General features: G+C 71.3%; 15 protein-coding genes, 1 pseudogene and 1 riboswitch. Of the genes and pseudogenes, 11 read left to right on the forward strand and 5 right to left on the reverse strand.

Going from position 1 to position 20,564, the window contains the following annotated elements:
- Positions 1–234: 234 nt before the first annotated feature.
- A complete protein-coding gene (abc-f, locus tag AB0D12_RS27895) occupies positions 235–1,833 on the reverse strand; it encodes a ribosomal protection-like ABC-F family protein (RefSeq protein WP_362688401.1) in 1,599 nt (532 codons plus the stop codon).
- A 236-nt stretch (positions 1,834–2,069) separates the two neighbouring features.
- Between abc-f and AB0D12_RS27900 the strand changes: the two are divergent.
- Positions 2,070–2,301: pseudogene (locus AB0D12_RS27900) on the forward strand (neutral zinc metallopeptidase); the annotation flags it as partial.
- An 88-nt stretch (positions 2,302–2,389) separates the two neighbouring features.
- Positions 2,390–2,794, forward strand: a complete 405-nt coding sequence (locus AB0D12_RS27905; RefSeq protein ID WP_362688404.1) for a VOC family protein — start codon at positions 2,390–2,392, stop codon at positions 2,792–2,794.
- Positions 2,795–2,870: 76 nt separating this feature from the next.
- Here the strand turns inward: AB0D12_RS27905 and AB0D12_RS27910 are convergent, their stop codons facing one another.
- From AB0D12_RS27910 to AB0D12_RS27920, 3 genes are all read right to left on the reverse strand, one after another.
- On the reverse strand, positions 2,871–4,250 hold the full coding sequence (locus AB0D12_RS27910) for a hypothetical protein (RefSeq protein ID WP_362688682.1): 1,380 nt from the start codon (positions 4,248–4,250) through the stop codon (positions 2,871–2,873).
- Positions 4,251–4,459: 209 nt separating this feature from the next.
- The gene (locus AB0D12_RS27915; protein WP_362688407.1) at positions 4,460–5,587 is read right to left on the reverse strand and encodes an alpha/beta fold hydrolase; all 1,128 of its coding nucleotides are present in this window, start codon (positions 5,585–5,587) and stop codon (positions 4,460–4,462) included.
- 91 nt (positions 5,588–5,678) lie between these two features.
- Entirely contained in the window at positions 5,679–6,341 is a 663-nt protein-coding gene (locus AB0D12_RS27920; protein ID WP_362688410.1) for a class II aldolase/adducin family protein, read from the reverse strand.
- Positions 6,342–6,577: 236 nt separating this feature from the next.
- Between AB0D12_RS27920 and AB0D12_RS27925 the strand changes: the two genes are divergently transcribed.
- From AB0D12_RS27925 to cobI, 9 genes are all read left to right on the forward strand, one after another.
- Complete coding sequence (locus AB0D12_RS27925) at positions 6,578–7,825, forward strand: inorganic phosphate transporter (RefSeq protein ID WP_362688413.1); 1,248 nt, start codon at positions 6,578–6,580, stop codon at positions 7,823–7,825.
- A 12-nt stretch (positions 7,826–7,837) separates the two neighbouring features.
- On the forward strand, positions 7,838–8,059 hold the full coding sequence (locus tag AB0D12_RS27930) for a hypothetical protein (RefSeq protein WP_362688416.1): 222 nt from the start codon (positions 7,838–7,840) through the stop codon (positions 8,057–8,059).
- Between the two features lie 195 nt (positions 8,060–8,254).
- Positions 8,255–8,397: riboswitch (cobalamin riboswitch) on the forward strand.
- 105 nt (positions 8,398–8,502) lie between these two features.
- A complete protein-coding gene (locus AB0D12_RS27935; protein WP_362688419.1) occupies positions 8,503–9,468 on the forward strand; it encodes a cobalamin biosynthesis protein in 966 nt (321 codons plus the stop codon).
- A complete protein-coding gene (locus AB0D12_RS27940; protein WP_362688422.1) occupies positions 9,465–11,045 on the forward strand; it encodes a cobyric acid synthase in 1,581 nt (526 codons plus the stop codon). Before AB0D12_RS27935 ends, AB0D12_RS27940 begins: the two co-directional genes overlap by 4 nt.
- The gene (gene cobN, locus AB0D12_RS27945; protein WP_362688425.1) at positions 11,042–14,761 is read left to right on the forward strand and encodes a cobaltochelatase subunit CobN; all 3,720 of its coding nucleotides are present in this window, start codon (positions 11,042–11,044) and stop codon (positions 14,759–14,761) included. Before AB0D12_RS27940 ends, cobN begins: the two co-directional genes overlap by 4 nt.
- Before the next feature lie 181 nt (positions 14,762–14,942).
- Positions 14,943–16,955 (forward strand): putative cobaltochelatase, encoded by a 2,013-nt coding sequence (locus AB0D12_RS27950; protein WP_362688428.1) that lies wholly within the window; start codon positions 14,943–14,945, stop codon positions 16,953–16,955.
- Positions 16,955–17,554, forward strand: coding sequence for a cob(I)yrinic acid a,c-diamide adenosyltransferase (gene cobO / locus AB0D12_RS27955; RefSeq protein ID WP_362688431.1), 600 nt, complete (start codon positions 16,955–16,957; stop codon positions 17,552–17,554). Before AB0D12_RS27950 ends, cobO begins: the two co-directional genes overlap by 1 nt.
- A complete protein-coding gene (locus AB0D12_RS27960; protein ID WP_362688434.1) occupies positions 17,548–18,993 on the forward strand; it encodes a cobyrinate a,c-diamide synthase in 1,446 nt (481 codons plus the stop codon). Before cobO ends, AB0D12_RS27960 begins: the two co-directional genes overlap by 7 nt.
- Entirely contained in the window at positions 18,990–19,739 is a 750-nt protein-coding gene (gene cobI, locus AB0D12_RS27965; protein WP_362688437.1) for a precorrin-2 C(20)-methyltransferase, read from the forward strand. The genes AB0D12_RS27960 and cobI overlap by 4 nt, the downstream gene beginning before the upstream one ends.
- 86 nt (positions 19,740–19,825) lie before the next feature.
- Here the strand turns inward: cobI and AB0D12_RS27970 are convergent, their stop codons facing one another.
- A complete protein-coding gene (locus AB0D12_RS27970) occupies positions 19,826–20,551 on the reverse strand; it encodes a ZIP family metal transporter (protein ID WP_362688440.1) in 726 nt (241 codons plus the stop codon).
- Positions 20,552–20,564 lie beyond the last annotated feature (13 nt).

Genomic DNA, 20,564 nt, shown 5'->3' on the forward strand with positions numbered 1-20,564 from the left:
GTTCCCGGCAGAAGTGCCAGGTCAGCGCAGCGCAGGGGGCACAGGCAGGACCAGAGGCCCGGACGGAAGGAATCCGCTCGGCGCCACACCGTGGTACGAGACGTTCTCACACAGATGATGGATCACCCGTAAGCCGAATGATCCATACGGAGTGGATCAGCGGCGGATCAGCGGCAGAGCAGTCCGGACGGGACGGGACGGGGCCGGGCTGGGCTGTGCCGGGCCGGGCCGGGATCAGGCGAGCGCCACCAGGTCCGCGTAGTCCGCGCCCCACAGATCCTCGACCCCGTCCGGCAGCAGGATGATCCGCTCCGGCTCCAGCGCCTCGACCGCGCCCTCGTCGTGCGTGACGAGGATGACGGCGCCCTTGTAGGTGCGCAGCGCGCCGAGGATCTCCTCGCGGCTGGCCGGGTCGAGGTTGTTCGTGGGCTCGTCGAGAAGCAGGACGTTCGCGGACGAGACGACCAGAGTGGCCAGCGCGAGACGGGTCTTCTCACCGCCGGAAAGCACCCCGGCCGGCTTGTCGACGTCGTCACCGGAGAAGAGGAAGGAACCGAGCGTCTTGCGCACCGCGACAAGGTCGAGGTCGGGCGCGGAGGAGCGCATGTTCTCCAGGACCGTGCGGTCCGGGTCGAGCGTCTCGTGCTCCTGTGCGTAGTAGCCGAGCTTGAGACCGTGCCCCGGGGTGACCTCTCCGGTGTCCGGCCGCTCCACGCCCGCGAGCAGCCGCAGCAGTGTCGTCTTGCCCGCGCCGTTGAGGCCGAGGATGACGACGCGCGAGCCCTTGTCGATGGCGAGGTCCACATCGGTAAAAATCTCGAGTGAGCCGTACGACTTGGACAGGCTCTCCGCGGTCAGCGGGGTCTTGCCGCAGGGTGCGGGATCGGGGAAGCGCAGCTTGGCGACCTTGTCGGAGACACGTACCGCTTCCAGACCGGACAGCAGCCGCTCGGCGCGCTTGGCCATGTTCTGCGCGGCGACGGTCTTGGTGGCCTTGGCGCGCATCTTGTCGGCCTGGGAGTTGAGGGCCGCGGCCTTCTTCTCGGCGTTCTGGCGCTCACGCTTGCGGCGCTTCTCGTCGGCCTCGCGCTGCTGCTGGTAGAGCTTCCAGCCCATGTTGTAGACATCGATCTGCGAGCGGTTGGCGTCCAGGTAGAAGACCTTGTTGACGACCGTCTCGACGAGGTCGACATCGTGGGAGATCACGATGAAGCCGCCGCGGTAGGACTTCAGGTACTCACGGAGCCAGACGACCGAGTCGGCGTCGAGGTGGTTGGTGGGCTCGTCGAGGAGCAGGGTGTCGGCGTCCGAGAAGAGGATGCGCGCGAGCTCGACGCGGCGGCGCTGACCGCCGGAGAGCGTATGCAGCGGCTGGCCGAGCACCCGGTCGGGCAGTCCGAGCGCGGCGGCGATGGTGGCGGCCTCGGCCTCGGCCGCGTAACCGCCCTTGGTCAGGAACTCCGTCTCCAGGCGCTCGTACTTCTTCATCGCCTTCTCGCGGGTGGCGCCCTTGCCGTTCGCCATCCGCTCCTCGTTCTCACGCATCTTCTTCAGTACGGAGTCGAGCTCCCGGGCGGAGAGGATGCGGTCGCGGGCGAGGGTGTCGAGGTCGCCGGTACGCGGGTCCTGCGGGAGGTAGCCGACCTCGCCGGAGCGGGCGATGGCGCCGGCGGCGGGGATGCCCTCACCCGCGAGGCACTTGGTGAGCGTGGTCTTGCCCGCTCCGTTGCGGCCTACCAGGCCGATGCGGTCGCCTTTGGCGATACGGAAGGAAGCGGACTCGATGAGGACGCGTGCGCCGGCGCGCAGCTCGATACCGGAAGCGGTGATCACGGAAAGACTCCAGGGCGGTATGGACGGCGGAAGGGACGGACGTGGGAGCTTCGACGCCGTCTAATGCGCAAGGAGAATTGCCATACGAACCATTCTAGCGGGGCTGTGCAAGTGCTTTACGCCTACGAGGCGGCCGCCGAAGGCGGGGACGGCGCGGTGCAGGCGAGCCGGCCCCGGAGTCAGCGGGCCCCCGGAGTCGTACGAAAAAAGGGGCGAGAGGCACCGGCCTGACCGATACGACCACGCCCGACGAGGCCACCGGCCGGCCGCTGCTGACCTCGCTGACGGCGGCGGACATCCAGGACGGTCTGGACGCGGCGGCGGTCGGCGACGACCGGATCCAGGAGAAGTTCCAGGGCCGGGGTCACTCCGGAGACCTGGACGCACGGCTCGGCGGCGCAGCGCCGGCAGTGGTTCTACAACGGCTTCCGCACGGGCGACATGGCCCGGTGCAACACCTTCGCCTGAGCGCCCGACTGCCGGGCGTTGTCAGTGGCCGGTGCAAGACTGAGACACAGATCACACCCCTACCGTCGAGCATGAAGGAGTGATCGAGATGTCGCAGTCACCGAGCATCTGTCCGACGCTGGTGTACACGGACGCGAAGGCCGCGATCAAGCAGCTCACCGAGGCCTTCGGCTTCACCGAGCACGCGGTGTACGAGGACGAGGCAGGCGCGGTGCTGCACGCCGAGCTGACCTTCGGCAACGGCATGGTGATGCTGGGGAGCAAGGGCACCGGCAGCGAGTTCGACCAGCTGATGGAGGGCGGCGGGCCGACGGGTGTGTTCGTCCATGTCGACGATGTCGACGCACATCACAGCCATGCGGTGGAGCATGGCGCGGACATCGTGATGCCGCCGACCGACCAGGACTACGGCGCGCGTGACTACATGGCGCGCGATATCGAGGGCAATGTGTGGAGCTTCGGCACGTACACACCGGGGGCGGAGGAGTCCTAGCCTCCCCCGGTGTGTACGCGCCGACATTCGCCGCCACTCGTCGGCTTCCGCCGCGTTCGGGCCCTCACGGCGTGCCCTAGACGCCTCCGGTGTGCACCTGGAACGCCGCCCGGCGCACGGCCTTGGCCAGGGCCGGGTCCGGGTGCGCGGCAGCCAGCGCGACCAGGACCTGGACGGTACGGGGGTGGCCGCCGGCCCGGACCTCGTCGAGCAGCGCCGGGACCGTGCCCTGCACCGCGGAGTCGAGATGGCGCAGCAGCAGCTGGGGCTCGCCGTGGTCGGCGACAGCCGCCGCGGTGTCCACCCAGAGCCAGGTCGCTTCCTCACGGGTGAGGACCTCGGCGGCGTCCTCGGGGTCCGCTCCCTCGTACTCGGCGAGCCAGAGCAGGACGTAGGGGCGCAGCGAGGGCTCGTCGGCGGCCGCGCGGACGTCTGCCTCGGCGGGGGCGCCGACAACGCGCAGGGCCTCGAAGGCGAGTCCGCGCAGCAGGGCGTCCTCGCCACGGGCGACGCCGAGGAGCTCGGCGACCGCGCTGGAGACGGTGCGGGCTGCGAGCCAGGCGCGGTACTCGGCGCGGGCCGGGCCGGGGGTGAGGCGGGCGCAGCCGCGCAGCATGTCTTCGGCGGGCTGCTCGATATTGCCGGCGGGGCTCTGTGCGGCCACGCAGATCTGCTCGAGTTTGACCCAGACCGCCCAGTTGCCGAGCGGGGTGAGCGTGGCGGACCGTCCCTGGTCCAGGGTCAGGGCGCCGACGGCGGAAAGGCCCTCCAGAGCCCAGTCGAGAAGAAGGGAGACAGGAACGTCCGGCCGGGACTCGGGGTCGGACCCGGGCCCGGACTCGAGCTCGGTCTCGAGCGCGGTCTCGAGCGCGGTCTTGGCCTCGGAGTCGGCGCCGACGGCCCGTGGTTCGGACTGAGGACCGTGGGCGACCTCGCAGCGCTCCTCGCGCAGTTCCACGACGCGCTGCTGCAGGAGGTCGAGCAGGACCGGTACGAGCACGGGGCCGGCCGACAGCTGGAGGAGGGAGAGCACCTGAGGGACGGCCTCGACGACCTCGGCGACCGCGCTGGGGGCGACATCGTCGGGCGCGGGATGGACCAGCGACCAGGCGTCGAAGAGGGCGACCCAGCCGCGCAGTACGGCCATGTCGTCACGGTCCCAGGCGCGCAGCCGCCAGCCGGGGCGTGCGGTGTCGCCGTGCAGCTCGACCAGGCCGGCGAGGCGGGCGCGGTCCCAGCCCGCGCGTACCTGGCGCGGGGTCAACTCCAGGGCGGCCGCGGCCCGATCCTGGGCGCGGTCGGCGAGCGGGGCGGTGCTGGGGTCCCGCTCGACGGCGGCCCAGCGGGCGATCCGTACGGCGTCGGCGAGGACCGCCCGTGCCTGGCGGGCGAGCTCGGCGGGGGCCGGCGTGCCCTCGGGAGGCCGCGGGACAGGCCGGGTGCGCCGGGTCGTCACGGCCCGCCGTGCGGCGGCCAGCGATCGCGGGCGGACAAGACGGAGTCTGGAGTTGCGCGCCAATTGCTCATCAGGCTTTCGGGACGTCACGGGGAGCAGTCTTCCCGCTGACGGCCCGAAAGCCCAAACGGAACCTGGTCGGCCGGACTGAGCGGCCGTCCTGCCAGGCATTACCCCGTCGGCTGTCCAGGAACTACATCGGGCAGGAACTACATCAGGGGGGTGAGGAAACGGCGGAGGGCTTCTTCGTAGCGTGCCGGGTCGGCGTTCCACATCGCGGCGTGCGGGGCGTGCTGGACGGTCTGCAGGCTGATCAGCTGGGGGCGGCGGGCGGCGAGTTCGCGGGACGGATACCACGGCGCGAGGGTGTCGTCCGGTCCGTGGTAGATCAGCGTCGGTACGCGCATCGTGTCCGGGTCCGCGGCCTCGAGCAGCCGGTCGCCGTGCAGCCCCGTTCTGCCCTGCGCAGCCCTGACGGCGAGCGTCAGCAGCGGCCCCGGGGTGCCCCGGGCGGCGGCCAGATTGCGCAGCGTGGCTTCCCAGTCGAGGACCGGTGAGTCCAGTACGAGTCCGTTGATCCGGTCGCGCAGCGCGGAGTTGGCCGTGGCGTGCAGGGCCATCGAGGCGCCGGTGGACCAGCCGTGGAGGACGACGCGCTGGGCGCCGTAGCGCACGGCGTAGCGGATGGCGGCGTCCAGGTCGCGCCACTCGGAGTCGCCGAGGTGACCGAGGCCGTCCGGGGATCTGGGGGCGCCGAGATCTCCGCGGTAGCCGAGGTCGAGCACCGGGAACCGGTGGGCGTGCAGAAACTTCATGATGTTCATGGGGTGTTCCCGGGTGGCGCCCAGGCCGTGCACAGTGATCACCCAGGTGTCGCGGGCGCCGGGCACGAACCAGGCGGGCAGCGCGCCCAGTTCGCCGGGGATGTCGATATCGCTGTACTTGAGGCCGAGCGCGCTGCCCGGGTCGCCGCTGTGCACCTGCGGGGTGAGCCGCACCCGGGTGCCCGGTTCCAGGCTGCCGTGGGTGACGCGTTCCAGTCGGCGTACGACGGTGTCGGCGGCGTGCGGGACATCGTCGAGGACGGGGCCGACGACCGCGTGGACGTCCGGGCCCTCGATTCCGTACGTACCGGGGCGCAGCGAGGCGAGGCTGCGGGTCAGCGTCAGCCGGCCCGGGGCCGTGGCGTGCACGGTGAGCCGGGGGTCACCGGGCAGGGGCCGGCCGGGCGGCGCCTTGAGCGCGAGATCGCTTGCGTAGCGGCCGGCCGCTATCGCGGCCGCGCCGACACCGATCAGAGTGGTGACGGCTACCGCCGTCGCTGTTGCCGGGCGCACCGTTCCAGTGTCGGCACCCCCGCGCCGTGCGGCCAGCGGGCGGGGGCCGCCGGTGTCTGCGGATGCCTCCGGCGCCGAGGCGGTCGGCACGTCAGCGGTGCCGGCCGTAACTCTGAAGCTTGTCCGCCACCTCGTGCAGCTGGGACCGGGAGAGCAGGGTGGGCGAGTAGCCGGGCAGCGCCGCGGCGGTCAGCCAGAGGCGGCACATCCACTCCAGCTGGGCGGTGCGGTCGTAGGCCTGGTCGAGGGAGTCGCCGTAGGTGACCGTGCCGTGGTTCTGGAGGAGGCAGCCGGTGCGGTCCCGCAGGGCGCGCAGCATGTTCTCGGCCAGCTCCTCCGTTCCGTACAGGGCGTACGCGGCGACGCGCACGGGGCCGCCGAGGGCGGCCGCCATGTAGTGGATGAGCGGCAGCTCGGGGACGAGGGTGGAGACGGCGGTGGCGTGCACGGCGTGGGTGTGCACGACGGCGACGGCACCGGTGTTCCGGTAGACCTCGAGGTGCAGCGGCAGCTCGCTGGTGGGGGCGAGATCGCCGAGGACCTGGTTCCCGTCGAGATCTACGGCGACGGCGTCCTCGGGAGTGAGCCGGTCGTAGGGCACTCCGCTCGGGGTGACCAGGACGAGTCCGCCGACCCGTACCGAGACATTGCCCGAGGTGCCTACCACCAAGCCTTCCGCCGCTGTTCTGCGGGCCGTGGCCACGAGGTCTTCCCACGCCCGCTCGATCGCGTCCTGCCGCACCTGATCGGTCATGCGGCGATCCTGTCAGGCGGGGCCGGGAGGCCACAGAGGTCACGGTGGCGGAGATCACCCAAAACGTGAGAAAAGGCGCCTTCCGTGCCGCCACCCCCACCATCGCCGCGGTGATCGGCGAGCGGAGTGACGGATCCTCACTTGCGGACACCGCAAAGCCCGTCCCAGTTCATCTTCCGTTCACCCAGATTAACTACGTTCGCCGAGCCACTGACGTCAAACGATTGCCTGGGTAAATGGAACACATCACCTTGCTGCTCGCGATTGTGATCGCGACAGCTCTCGTGTTCGATTTCACGAACGGTTTCCACGACACCGCCAACGCGATGGCGACGACCATCTCGACCGGCGCTCTGAAGCCCAAGACGGCGGTGGCCATGGCCGCCGCGCTCAACCTCGTCGGCGCGTTCCTGTCGGTGGAGGTCGCCAAGACGATCTCCAGCGGCATCATCACCGAGTCAGGCATCACACCCGAAGTCATCTTCGCTGCGCTCGTCGGCGCCATCCTCTGGAACCTGATGACCTGGCTGATCGGCCTGCCGTCCAGTTCCTCGCACGCCCTCATGGGCGGTCTGATCGGCGCCACCATCGCCTCGGTCGGCGTCAGCGGCGTCAATGGCGGCACGGTCGTCACCAAGGTGCTGATCCCCGCGATCGCGGCCCCGCTGGTCGCCGGCCTCGCGGCGTTCCTCGCCGCCCGGCTGACGTACAAGATCGGCAAGAACGCCGACAAGAAGGCCACCGCAAAGGGCTACCGCGCCGGCCAGATCGCCTCGGCGGGCCTGGTCTCCCTGGCCCACGGCACCAATGACGCCCAGAAGACCATGGGCGTCATCACGCTGGCGCTCGTCGCCGGCGGTGTCGTCTCCCCCGGCTCCAACCCCCCGATGTGGGTCATCCTCTCCGCCGGTCTCGCGATCGCGATGGGCACCTACCTCGGCGGCTGGCGGATCATCCGCACCCTGGGCACGGGCCTCACCGACCTCCAGCCGCAGCAGGGCTTCGCCGCCCAGACCAGCGCGGCCAGCGTCATTCTCGCCTCCTCCAACCTCGGCTTCTCGCTGTCGACCACGCACTCCTGCTCCGGCGCCGTGATGGGCGCGGGCCTCGGCCGCAAGGGCGGCGTGGTCCGCTGGTCCACCGCCACCCGGATGTTCGTCGCCTGGGGTCTGACCCTTCCGGCCGCGGGTCTGGTCGCCGCGGGCTCGGAGTTCGTGTCCAGGCAGGGCGACTGGGGTGTCGCGGTCGTCGCGGCCTTCCTGATCGGCGCCTGCGCCGCGATCTGGTTCATCTCCCGCCGCCAGGTGGTCGACCACACCAACGTCAACGCGGTGGACGCCGACGCCGAGCCCGCGGGTGTCGTGACCACTGCCATCGCGGCCGTCACCCCGCCGCCGGCCGGCACGCCCGCGCAGGACTTCAAGACCACCATCCCGGCTCCGGCCCCCACCGACTCCGAGCCGACGCAGCCGGCCACGGTGTAAGGACAGATCAGCATGAACATCGACTGGGCAGCTCTCGGCTCCGTCTTCGGCGTGAGCCTCGTCGCCACCGTCGCCCTGGTGGGTCTGTTCACCCTGGGCATCGTCGGCCTGACCAAGCAGGAGTCGGCGGCCGCACAGGGCGGTTCCGCGGCCCTGGCACGCACCGGCGCGTACGCCTGCTTCGCGCTCTGCGCGGCGGCCGTGGCGTACGGGATCTATCTGATCGTCATCTGACGGCACGGTTCACCAGCTCCCCGAGCTTCATCAACCGCTTCACAGGCCGGGCCGGGCACCCCTTCGGGTGACCCGGCCCGGCTCTTGCATTGCGGGCGACGTGGCGGTACGGCCTGTTTTCGACACCTGGCGGAAATCCGCCCCGCATGTGTGCCCCAACACACTCCTGCATCGCAGGTCAAAGGCAAGTTGACGGTCGTTCTCGCAGCGTGGTGGACTGCCGAAGCCAATCTACGGCGGCAGAAGAGGAAGCCGGTGCAAATCCGGCGCGGTCCCGCCACTGTCACCGGGGAGCAGTCCCCGGAAGCCAGGAACTCTCACCGCCGGTCACGTCGAACCAGGGCGCGGACACCCTGAGTGAGGACATATCGCCATGCCCGGCTGCGGTTCAGTTCCTGCTGTGAGTACGAGAGTCGTTCGAGGCGAAGCGTCGGCCTGAACCCATGCGTGCCGACCGTGAATTCGTGTACGGCGCCACCGCCGGCCTGGCCGGCGACCTGCTGCTCGGCGATCCCCGCCGCGGGCATCCGGTCGCCGCGTTCGGGCGGGCCGCGGGCGCTGTCGAGCATGTCCTGTGGCGTGACCACCGTGGCTGGGGCGCACTGCACACCGCCGTGTGCGCCGGAGGCGCCGCGGGTGCCGCCGCGGTTGTCGCACGCGGTGTACGGGGCCGCGGCCGCGCATCCGTCGCACTGATCGCCGCAGCCACCTGGGCCGTCGTCGGAGGTACGACGCTGGGCCGCGAGGCGCGGGCCATCGGCGGCGCGCTCGCCGCCGGTGACGTGGACGTGGCGCGGGAGCGCCTGCCGCATCTGTGCGGGCGCGATCCGCAGGCGCTGGACGAGCAGCAGATCGCACGCGCCGTCGTCGAGTCCGTCGCCGAGAACACCTCCGACGCCGTGGTGGGCGCGCTGGTCTGGGGCGCACTCGCGGGCGTGCCGGGTCTGGTGGGGTTCCGTGCCGTCAACACGCTGGACGCGATGGTCGGGCACAAGTCGCCCAAATACCGGAGGTTCGGCTGGGCCTCGGCGCGGCTCGACGATGTGGCCGGATGGCCGGGGGCCCGGCTCACCGCGGGACTCGCGGTACTCGCGGGCGGGGATGCCCGCGGAGCCGTACGGGCCTGGAGGGCCGATGCGAAGAAGCACCCGAGCCCGAACGCGGGCCCGGTGGAGGCTGCGTTCGCGGGGGCGCTCGGCGTACGGCTGGGCGGGACCCTCTCGTACGGCGGCCGGGTGGAGCACCGTCCCGTACTCAACGGCACCGGGCGCCCGGTGGAGTTCGGCGACATCGGACGCGCCGTACGGCTCTCACGGCGCGTCGGCTGGCTGACACTGGCGACCTGCGCGGCGGGCCGCCTGGCAGGTCACGCACTGCGCGCGCGGCGCGCGGGAAAGGGGCGGGGATGAGCAGGCGCAGAGGCGGCGGGCTGCTGGTGGCGGGGACCACGTCCGACGCGGGCAAGAGCGTCGTCACGGCCGGGATCTGCCGATGGCTCGTGCGGCGGGGAGTGAAGGTCGCGCCCTTCAAGGGGCAGAACATGTCCCTCAATTCGTTCGTGACGCGCGAGGGCGCGGAGATCGGCCGGGCGCAGGCCATGCAGGCTCAGGCCGCGCGCGTGGAGCCGAGCGCGCTGATGAATCCCGTGCTGCTCAAGCCGGGCAGCGACCGGTCGAGCCAGGTGGTCCTGATGGGCAAACCGGTGGGCGAACTGAGCGCCCGCGGGTTCTTCGGGGGCGCTGAGGGGGCGTCCCCCGGGAAAACGCTGCACGGTGGGCGGCAGGAGGCGCTGCTCGGGACCGTCGTGGAGTGCCTGGAGGAGCTGCGGGGCACGTATGAAGCCGTGATCTGCGAGGGGGCGGGCAGTCCGGCCGAGATCAATCTGCGGCGTACGGACATCGTGAACATGGGCATCGCGCGAGCGGCACAGCTACCGGTGCTGGTGGTCGGAGACATCGACCGCGGTGGGGTCTTCGCCTCGTTCTTCGGGACCACCGCGCTGCTCAGCGCCGAGGATCAGGCGCTGGTCGCCGGATACATCGTCAACAAGTTCCGCGGCGATGTGTCACTGCTGGAGCCCGGTATCGAGATGCTGCGCGGGCTGACCGGGCGGCACACGTACGGGATTCTGCCGTACACCCACGGGCTCGGCATCGACGAGGAGGACGGGCTGCGGGTCTCGCTGCGGGGCGCGGTACGGGAGTCGGTGGTCGCGCCGCCCGTGGGCGAGGACGTACTGCGGGTCGCGGTCTGTGCCGTGCCCCTGATGTCCAACTTCACGGACGTGGACGCGCTGGCCGCCGAGCCGGGTGTCGTCGTGCGGTTCGTGGACCGGGCCGAGGAACTTGTCGACGCCGACCTGGTGGTCGTGCCGGGAACCCGGGGCACGGTCAAGGCCCTGGAGTGGCTCAAGGAGCGCGGGCTGGCCGACGCGCTGGCGCGCCGGGCTGCCGAGGGGCGGCCCGTGCTCGGTGTCTGCGGCGGTTTCCAGCTCCTCGGCGAGCACATCGAGGACGAGGTCGAGTCGCGGGCGGGCCGTGTCCAGGGGCTTGGACTGCTGCCCGTGCGGGTGCGGTTCGCGCGCGAGAAGACCCTCGCCCGGCCGGTCGGCGAGGCCCTGGGTGAACGCCTGGAGGGCTACGAGATCCACCACGGCGTCGCCGAAGTACTCGGCGGCGACACGTTCATCTCCGATGGCGACGGACACAGCCTGGACGGCTGCCGGGTCGGTGCCGTCTGGGGTACGCACTGGCACGGATCGCTGGAGAGCGACGGCTTCCGCCGGGCGTTCCTGCGCGACGTCGCCGAGGCCGCGGGCCGGCGGTTCGTGCCCGCGCCCGACACCAGCTTCGGCGCGCTGCGCGAAGAGCAGCTGGACCGCCTCGGCGACCTCATCGAAGAACACGCGGATACGGATGCGCTGCTGCGGCTCATCGAGTCGGGCGCACCCTCAGGACTTCCCTTCATCGCACCTGGAGCGCCATGAGCACCGAGAGCACCGTGCTGTTGCTGTCCACCGCCGATACGGATCTGCTGGCGGCCCGGGCCTCCGGCGCGCCCTACCGCATCGGCAATCCGACCCGTATCGATGTGGCGGAGGAGCTGCCCGCGCTCATCGCGGGCGCGTCCGTCGCGGTCGTACGGCTGCTCGGCGGGAAGCGGGCCTGGGCGGACGGGCTCGCGGCCCTCAAGGCGTCCGGGATTCCGACCGTGCTGCTGGGCGGCGAGGCGGTGCCCGACGCGGAGTTGATGGCCGAGTCGTCCGTGCACGCGGGTGCTGTCGCGGAGGCCCTGCAGTATCTCGTCGAGGGCGGCCCCGGGAACCTCGTCGAGCTGTCCCGGTTCCTGACGGAGGACGTACTGCTGGCCGGTCACGGTCGTGCCGCAGACGCGCAGGACAGGCACAGTGCCGAGCCGCAGAAAATGCCGGAGTGGGGCGTGCACGGCACGCGTGCGTATGTGGAGGGGCGGCCGAGCGTCGGCGTGCTCTTCTACCGCGCGCACCAGCTCTCCGGCAACACCGGATTCGTCGACACGCTGTGCGACGCGATCGAGGCCCGTGGGTCCAACGCCCTTCCCGTGTACTGCGGTTCGCTGCGCGGCGCCGACGCCGAGCTGTACGAGCTGCTCGCCAGGACCGATGCGCTGGTCGCCACGGTGCTGGCCGCGGGCGGCACGCGGGCGAGTGACGCCAGTGCCGGCGGGGACGACGAGGCCTGGGACATCGGCGCGCTCGCCGAGCTCAATGTGCCGGTGCTGCAGGGACTGTGCCTGACCTCGTCGAAGGCCACCTGGGAGGCGTCGGACGCGGCCCTGTCCCCCATGGACGCTGCGATGCAGGTGGCGATCCCCGAGTTCGACGGGCGGATCATCACGGTCCCGTTCTCCTTCAAGGAGCAGGGCCCCGACGACGTGCCGGTGTATGTCGCCGACCCGGAGCGCGCCGGACGCGTCGCCGGAATCGCCGTACGCCACGCCCGGTTGAAGCACAAGCCGAACGCCGAGAAGAAGCTCGCGCTCGTCTTCACCGCCTACCCGACCAAGCATTCACGGGTCGGCAACGCCGTCGGTCTCGACACCCCGGCGTCCGCCGTGCGGGTGCTGGACGCGCTGCGCGACGCCGGTTACGCCGTGGAGGGCTACCCCGACAACGGCGACGAGCTGATCCACCGGTTGATCAACGCCGGTGGTCACGATGTGGAGTGGCTGACCGAGGAGCAGCTGGCCACCGCCCCCGCGCGCGTGCCGCTCGCCGACTACCGCGCCTGGTTCGACAAGCTGGAGCCGGACCTGCGCGACGGAATGCTGGAGCACTGGGGCGAGCCGCCGGGCAGCCTGTACGTCGACGGCGACGAGATCGTGCTGGCATCCCTGCAGTTCGGAAACGTCGTCGTGATGATCCAGCCGCCGCGCGGCTTCGGCGAGAACCCGATCGCGATCTACCACGACCCCGATATGCCGCCCTCGCACCACTACATGGCGGCGTACCGCTGGCTGGACAACAGTTTCGGCGCGGACGCGATCGTGCACATGGGCAAGCACGGCACCATGGAGTGGCTGCCGGGCAAGGGGCTCGGGCTGTCGGCGGGCTGCGGCCCTGACGCGGTGCTCGGCGAACTGCCGCTGGTGTACCCGTTCATCGTCAACGACCCGGGCGAGGGCACCCAGGCCAAGCGCCGCGGTCACGCCACCGTTGTGGACCATCTGGTGCCGCCGATGGCGCGTGCCGACACCTACGGCGACCTGGCCAAGCTGGAGCAGCTGCTCGACGAGTACGCGCTCGTCAGCGATCTCGACCCGACGAAGGCCCCGGCCGTACGGGCGCAGATCTGGACGCTGGTGAAGGCCGCGGAGCTGCACCACGATCTGCATGTCGACGAGCAGCCGGACGACGGCGAGTTCGACTCGTTCGTCATGCACATCGACGGCTATCTCTGCGAGATCAAGGACGTCCAGATCAGGGACGGTCTGCACATCCTGGGCGGCGGCCCGGAGGCCGAGGCCCGGGTCAATCTCGTACTGGCCGTGCTGCGCGCCTCTCAGGTGTGGGGCGGCACGGCGAACGCGCTGCCGGGGCTTCGGGCTTGTCTCGCCGAGCACTTCGGTCTGGTGGAGAAGGAGCTGCTCGGCGAGCCGGGTGCGCCGGTGAAGGTGCCGGTGGAGCTCACGGAGCTGGTCGAGGGCCCCGCACGGACCGGCGCCGACGCGATCGATCTGCTGGAGCAGCTGTGCCGGCGGCTCGCGGAGGGCATGGAGGAGCGCGGCTGGGAGGTGTCCGCCGCGGCCGGTCTCGTGGCTGAGGTGCTGGGCACCGCTGTGCCTTCCGGGGTGACACCCCCTGGACCCATCTGCCCGGACGCCGTGGCCGTGCTGGGCTTCGCCTGCGCGGAGGTCGTGCCGCGACTGGCCCGTACGACGGACGAGATCGACCATATTCTGCTGGCGCTGGACGGCGGATACGTACCGGCCGGTCCTTCCGGGTCGCCGACGCGCGGCCTGGTGAATGTGCTGCCGACCGGCCGCAACTTCTACTCCGTCGACCCCAAGGCGATTCCGTCCCGGCTGTCGTGGGAGGTCGGCCAGGCGCTGGCCGACTCGCTCGTGGCCCGGTATCTCACGGACACGGGTGCGTACCCCAAGTCGGTGGGTCTGACGGTGTGGGGCACATCCGCGATGCGCACCCAGGGCGACGACATCGCCGAGATCCTGGCGCTGCTGGGCTGCCGGCCGGTCTGGGACGACGCGTCGAGGCGGGTCACCGGCTTCGAGGTCGTGCCGGTCGCGGAGCTGGGCCGTCCGCGCATCGATGTGACGGTGCGCATCTCCGGCTTCTTCCGGGACGCCTTCCCGCATGTGGTGGGGCTGATCGACGACGCGGTACGGGCGGTGGCGGAGCTGGACGAGCCGGCCGAGTCCAACTACGTACGGGCGCATGCCGACGAGGACACGGCCGAGCACGGCGACCGGCGGCGCGCCACGGCCCGGATCTTCGGCTCGAAGCCGGGTGCCTATGGTGCGGGGCTGCTGCCGCTGATCGATGCGCGGAACTGGCGCAGCGACGCCGACCTGGCCGAGGTGTACGCGGTGTGGGGCGGTTTTGCGTACGGGCGCGGGCTCGAAGGGCGGGCGGCGCGCGGGGACATGGAGACGGCGTTCCGACGGATCGCGGTCGCGGCGAAGAACGTCGACACCAGGGAGCACGACCTCGTCGACGCCGACGACTACTTCCAGTACCACGGCGGGATGGTCGCCATGGTGCGGCATCTGACCGGTGAGTCGCCCGAGGCGTATGTGGGTGACAGCGCCACACCGGACCAGGTGAAGACGCGCACGCTGGGCGAGGAGACGCACCGGGTGTTCCGGGCGCGGGTGGTCAATCCGCGCTGGATGGCGGCGATGCGGCGGCACGGCTACAAGGGCGCGTTCGAGATGGCCGCGACGGTGGACTACCTGTTCGGGTATGACGCCACGGCGGGTGTCGTGGATGACTGGATGTACGAGAAGCTCTCCGCGGAGTACGTCTTCGACCCCGAGAACCGCGCGTTCATGGAGAAGTCGAACCCATGGGCGCTGCGGGGCATCACGGAGCGGCTGCTGGAGGCGGCGGACCGTGGGCTGTGGGCGGAGCCGGACGCGGAGACGCTGGAGCGGCTGCGGGCGACGTATCTGGAGCTCGAGGGTGATTTGGAGGGGGACGCGTGAGGGTTGCGCCTGCAGCGGGCTGCAAGAACCGGGGCTCCGCCCCGGACCCCGCGCCTCGAACGGCTGATTTTTCAGCCCGTCCGGCGATTGAGGACCGGGGGTCCAGGGGGCGAAGCCCCCTGGTTACGGGAAGGGGCGGGGTGGGGGAATCTCCCCGCCTCAACACGATCGAGGAGTCCGCATGAGCACCCCATACCCCTTCACCGCGATCGTCGGCATGGACGACCTGCGGCTCGGGCTGCTGCTGAATGCCGTCTCCCCCGCCGTGGGCGGTGTGCTCGTGCGCGGTGAGAAGGGGACCGCCAAGTCGACCGCCGTACGTGCGCTTTCCGCGTTGATCCCGGAGGTTCCGGTGGTCTCCGGGTGCCGGTTCTCGTGCGACCCCGCGTCGCCGGACCCGGCGTGCCCCGACGGTCCGCACGAGCTCGGCGGCGGTGTGGCGCGCCCGGCGCGGATGGTCGAGCTGCCCGTCGGCGCGTCCGAGGACCGGCTCGTCGGTGCCCTCGACATCGAGCGAGCGCTGGCCGAGGGCGTGAAGGCCTTCGAACCGGGGCTGCTCGCGGACGCGCACCGCGGGATTCTCTACGTGGATGAGGTCAACCTCCTCCACGACCACCTCGTCGACCTGCTGCTTGACGCGGCCGCCATGGGCGCTTCGTACGTCGAGCGTGAAGGCGTCTCGGTGCGGCACGCCGCCCGTTTCCTGCTCGTGGGGACCATGAACCCCGAAGAGGGCGAGTTGCGGCCTCAGTTGCTGGACCGCTTCGGACTCACCGTCGAGGTCGCGGCCTCGCGGGAGCCCGATCAGCGGGTGGAGGTCGTGCGCCGTCGGCTCGCGTACGACGACGATCCGGCCGGATTCGCCGCTCGCTGGGCGGACGAGGAGTCGGCCCTGCGGGCCCGGATCGTGGCCGCGCGGGCGCTGCTGCCCGACGTCCGGCTGGGGGACGGCGCATTGCGGCAGATCGCCGCGACCTGTGCGGCCTTCGAGGTGGACGGTATGCGCGCCGACATCGTGATGGCCCGTACCGCAACCGCGCTCGCCGCGTGGGCGGGACGCACGGAGGTGCTCGCCGAGGATGTGCGGCAGGCCGCTCTGCTGGCGCTCCCCCACCGGCGCCGGCGCAATCCCTTCGACGCCCCCGGCCTCGACGAGAACAAGCTCGACGAGACCTTGGAGGAATTCGGCGACGACAATCCGGACCTCGATCCGGACCCCGATCCGGACGGGCCGGGCGGGGGCGGGCAGCCGCCGCAGGGCGGGCCCGAGGTGCCGCCGCAGGGCGATGGCGGACAGGGCGACACGCCCGCTCAGGCGGAGCCGGCCGAGAGTGGTACTCCGCAGGCCGGCGGCGGTGAGCAGCAGCCCGTACGGGCCGCCGAGCCGTTCCGTACGAAGATGCTGAGCGTGCCGGGTCTCGGGGAGGGCGCGGCGGGGCGCAGGTCCCGTGCGCGGACCGAGCACGGCCGGACGACGGGTGCGCGGCGGCCCCAAGGGGCGCTCACCAAGCTGCACTTGGCGGCGACCGTGCAGGCCGCGGCCCCGCACCAGCGGGCGCGCGGGCGCAGCGGCCGGGGTCTGGTGGTCCGCCGGGACGATCTGCGACAGGCGAACCGCGAGGGACGCGAGGGGAACCTGGTGCTCTTCGTGGTGGACGCGTCGGGTTCGATGGCGGCCCGGCAGCGGATGAGCGCGGTGAAGGGTGCGGTGCTTTCGCTGCTGCTCGACGCCTACCAGCGGCGCGACAAGGTCGGGCTGATCACCTTCCGCGGGAAGGACGCCGAGGTGGCGCTGCCGCCGACCTCGTCGGTGGACACGGCCGCCGCTCGTCTGGAGACGCTGCCGACGGGTGGTCGTACGCCGCTGGCGGCCGGCCTGCTCAAGGCGCACGACGTGCTGCGGGTGGAGCGTATGCGCGATCCTTCGCGCCGGCCGCTGCTGGTGGTGGTGACCGACGGCCGGGCGACGGGCGGGGTCGATCCGGTGGCGCTGGCGTCGCGTGCGGCGCGGCTGCACTCCGCCGAAGGGACGGCCGCGATCGTCGTGGACTGCGAGTCCGGGCCCGTACGGCTCGGCCTCTCGAGCACACTGGCCGTCGATCTCGGCGGCACCGCCGTCACCCTCGACGAGCTGCGCGCCGACTCCATCACCGGGCTTGTCAAGGACGTTCAGACTGCAAGGAGGGCCGCGTAATGCCGCAAGGACAGCCGTCCGTCGTACCGGACGACGGACTCACCACCCGCCAGCGCCGCAACCGCCCGCTCGTCGTCGTCCACACGGGCATCGGCAAGGGCAAGTCGACGGCCGCGTTCGGGCTCGCGCTGCGCGCCTGGAACCAGGGGTGGCCGATCGGGGTGTTCCAGTTCGTCAAATCCGCGAAGTGGAAGGTCGGCGAGGAGAACGCGCTGAAGGTCCTCGGTGCCTCCGGCGAGGGCGGTCCTGTCGACTGGCACAAGATGGGCGAGGGCTGGTCGTGGGTGCAGCGCGACAGGCAGCTGAACAACGAGGAGGCGGCGCGCGAGGGCTGGGAGCAGGTCAAGCGTGATCTGGCGGCCGAGACGTATCAGCTGTATGTGCTGGATGAGTTCGCGTACCCGATGCACTGGGGGTGGGTGGACACGGACGAGGTGATCTCGGTGCTCCGGGACCGGCCGGGGACGCAGCATGTGGTGATCACCGGCCGCAACGCTCCGGCGGAGCTCGTCGGGTTCGCCGATCTGGTGACCGACATGTCCAAGGTCAAGCACCCGATGGACACCGGTCAGAAGGGGCAGCGGGGCATCGAGTGGTAGCACGTCTCGTCATCGCCGCGCCGTCGTCCGGCAGCGGCAAGACCACCGTCGCGACGGGCCTGATGGCGGCCTTCGTCGCGGCGGGCCTCTCCGTGTCCCCGCACAAGGTCGGCCCCGACTACATCGACCCGGGCTATCACTCGCTCGCCACGGGACGCCCGGGGCGGAATCTGGACGCGTATCTGTGCGGTACGGAGCTGATCGCGCCGCTGTTCGCGCACGGCGCGGCGGGCTGCGATCTGGCCGTGGTCGAGGGCGTGATGGGGCTTTACGACGGGGCGGCGGGAGCCGGTGAGCTGGCGTCCACCGCTCAGGTCGCGAAGCTGCTGCGGGCGCCGGTGGTGCTGGTGGTGGACGCGTCCTCGCAGTCGCGGTCGGTGGCGGCGCTGGTGCACGGTTTCGCGTCCTGGGATCCACAGGTGCGGATCGGGGGCGTGATTCTGAACAAGGTGGGGTCGGAGCGGCACGAGAAGCTGCTGCGGGAGGCGCTGGACGAGTCGGGGGTGCCGGTGCTGGGGGTGTTGCGGCGGTCCGACTTCGTGGGGACGCCGAGCCGGCACCTGGGTCTTGTGCCGGTCGCCGAGCGGCGGGCGGACGCGGTGGCCGCGGTGGCGGCGATGGCCGAGCAGGTGCGGGAGGGGTGTGACCTGGAGGCGCTGCTGGGGTTGGCCCGCAGCGCGCCTGCGTTGCCGGACGCGCCGTGGGACCCGGGGGTGGCCTGCGGCGCTGTTCCCCTACCCGCCCCTTCCCGTAACCAGGGCTCCGCCCCGGACCCCGCGCCTCGAACGCCGGCGAGGCTGAACATGTCGGCCGGGCCGCACAATCAAGCCCGCCGCAGGCCATTCCTCGTGGCCGTCGCCGGCGGGCCCGCGTTCACGTTCTCCTACGCCGAGCACACCGAGCTGCTCGCCTCCGCCGGCGCGGAGGTCGTCACGTTCGACCCGCTCCGGGACGAGCAACTGCCCGACGGGACACGGGGGCTCGTCATAGGTGGCGGGTTTCCCGAGGTGTACGCGCCCGAGCTGTCCGCCAACGACGCTCTGCGCAAGGCCGTCGCCGAGCTGGCACACTCCGGCGCGCCGGTCGCCGCCGAGTGCGCCGGGTTGCTGTATCTCGCACGCGCCCTGGACGGAATGCCGATGTGCGGTGTCCTGGACGCCGAGGCGCGGATGTCGGAGCGGCTCACACTCGGCTACCGGGAGGCCGTCGCGGTGAGCGACAGCGTCCTCGCGGCGGCCGGGACACGGCTGCATGGGCACGAGTTCCACCGCACGGTCATCGAGCCGGCCGCAGGGCCCGGCCCCGCGTGGGGGATGCACCGGCCCGAGCGGCGCGTGGAGGGATTCGTACAACAGGGCGTGCACGCGAGCTATCTGCATACGCACTGGGCGGCCACGCCCGGCATGGCACGCAGATTCATTGAAAGGTGCGAGGCATGAGCAGCAGGCTGATCGGGGTCGGAGTCGGGCCCGGCGACCCGGAGTTGGTGACCGTGAAGGGCGTACGCGTGCTTCGCGAGGCCGATGCCGTCGTCGTACCTGTGATGGCCGGATCCGACGGAACAGATGGGGGTGACCCCGGACGCGCCGAAGCGACCGTCCTGCACTACGTGGGCGCGGAGAAGGTCGTGCGCGTCGTCTTCGCGCTCAACGAGCGCACCGACCGTGGCCGTCGCGAGGCCGCCTGGGACGCCGCGGGCAAGCGTGTCGCCGAGCTGCTGCGCGCGCACGGTTCCGTCGCCTTCGCGACGATCGGCGATCCCAATGTGTACTCGACGTTCACCTATCTCGCGCAGACCATCACCGAACTGGTCCCGGGTACTGCCGTGGAGACCGTGCCCGGCATCACCGCCATGCAGGATCTGGCGGCCCGCAGCGGCGCCGTCCTCACCGAGGGCACCGAGCCGCTGACCCTGGTGCCGGTGACCGCTGGGGCCGCAGCGCTCAAGGACGCCCTGGAGGGCCCCGGCACGGTCGTCGCGTACAAGTTCGGGCGGCTCGCTGCGGAGGTGGCCACCGCGCTGCGCGAGACGGGACGTACCGAGGGCGCGGTGTGGGGGTCGGCGCTCGGGCTGCCCGAGGAGTCGATCCGGCCGGCCGCGGAGCTTGCCGAGGGAGCGCTGCCGTACCTCTCGACGCTGATCGCGCCGGCGCCGCGCGACGGTGGCCGCGGAGGCAAGCTGTGAGTTCACCACTCTCCTCGCTCGGCGGGCCCCTCAGCGGGCCGCTCAGCGGGCCGATCGGCGGGTCGATCGGCGGGTCGATCGGCAAGTCACTCGGCGAGGCCGACCAGCAACCAGATGAAGCCCACGCCTCCCGCCGTGCACAGCAGGGTGGAGCGGGCGGGGTGGGTGTGGTGTGCCTCGGGGAGGATCTCGGCCGCGGCGAGATAGAGCAGGGCGCCGCTGAAGAAGCCGAGATAGCTGCCGAGAAGTTCGGCCGGAAGCGTGAACAGCAGGGTGGACGCCGCGCCGACGATCGGAGCGAGTGCGTCCGCGAAGAGCATCGCGATCGCCTTTCTGCGCGTGTTCCCGTACAGGCTGGTGATCGTGTACGTGTTGAAGCCGTCCGCGAAGTCGTGGGCGATGACGGCGAGCGCCACGGCCGCGCCCATACCGCCACCCACCTGGAACGCAGCGCCGATGGCGACTCCGTCCATCAGACTGTGGCCGACCATCGCCGCGGCCGCCGTCAGCCCCACCTGGGGCACCCTCTCGTCCTCGTCCGCGCCGTGCGCCGCCTGACGGACGGCCAGCAGCCGTTCCACCAGGTGCGCCGCCAGGAAGCCGCCGACGAAGAGCAGCAGCCCCTGCGGCACCCCGAACACCTTGTTGCCGGCCGCCTCCAGTGCCTCCGGCAGCAGGTCCAGGCCGACCACGCCGAGCATCAGCCCGCCGGCCAGACCCAGTACAAGGTGGCGGCGGTCGGTGACGCGTTGCGCCGTCCAGCCGCCGAACAGCGTCATCAGGAACGCGCCGAGCGCGACGAACACCGCCATACGCCCTTGCTAG

It is taken from the genome of Streptomyces sp. NPDC048479, from assembly GCF_040651435.1.
Classification (GTDB): Bacteria; Actinomycetota; Actinomycetes; order Streptomycetales; family Streptomycetaceae; genus Streptomyces.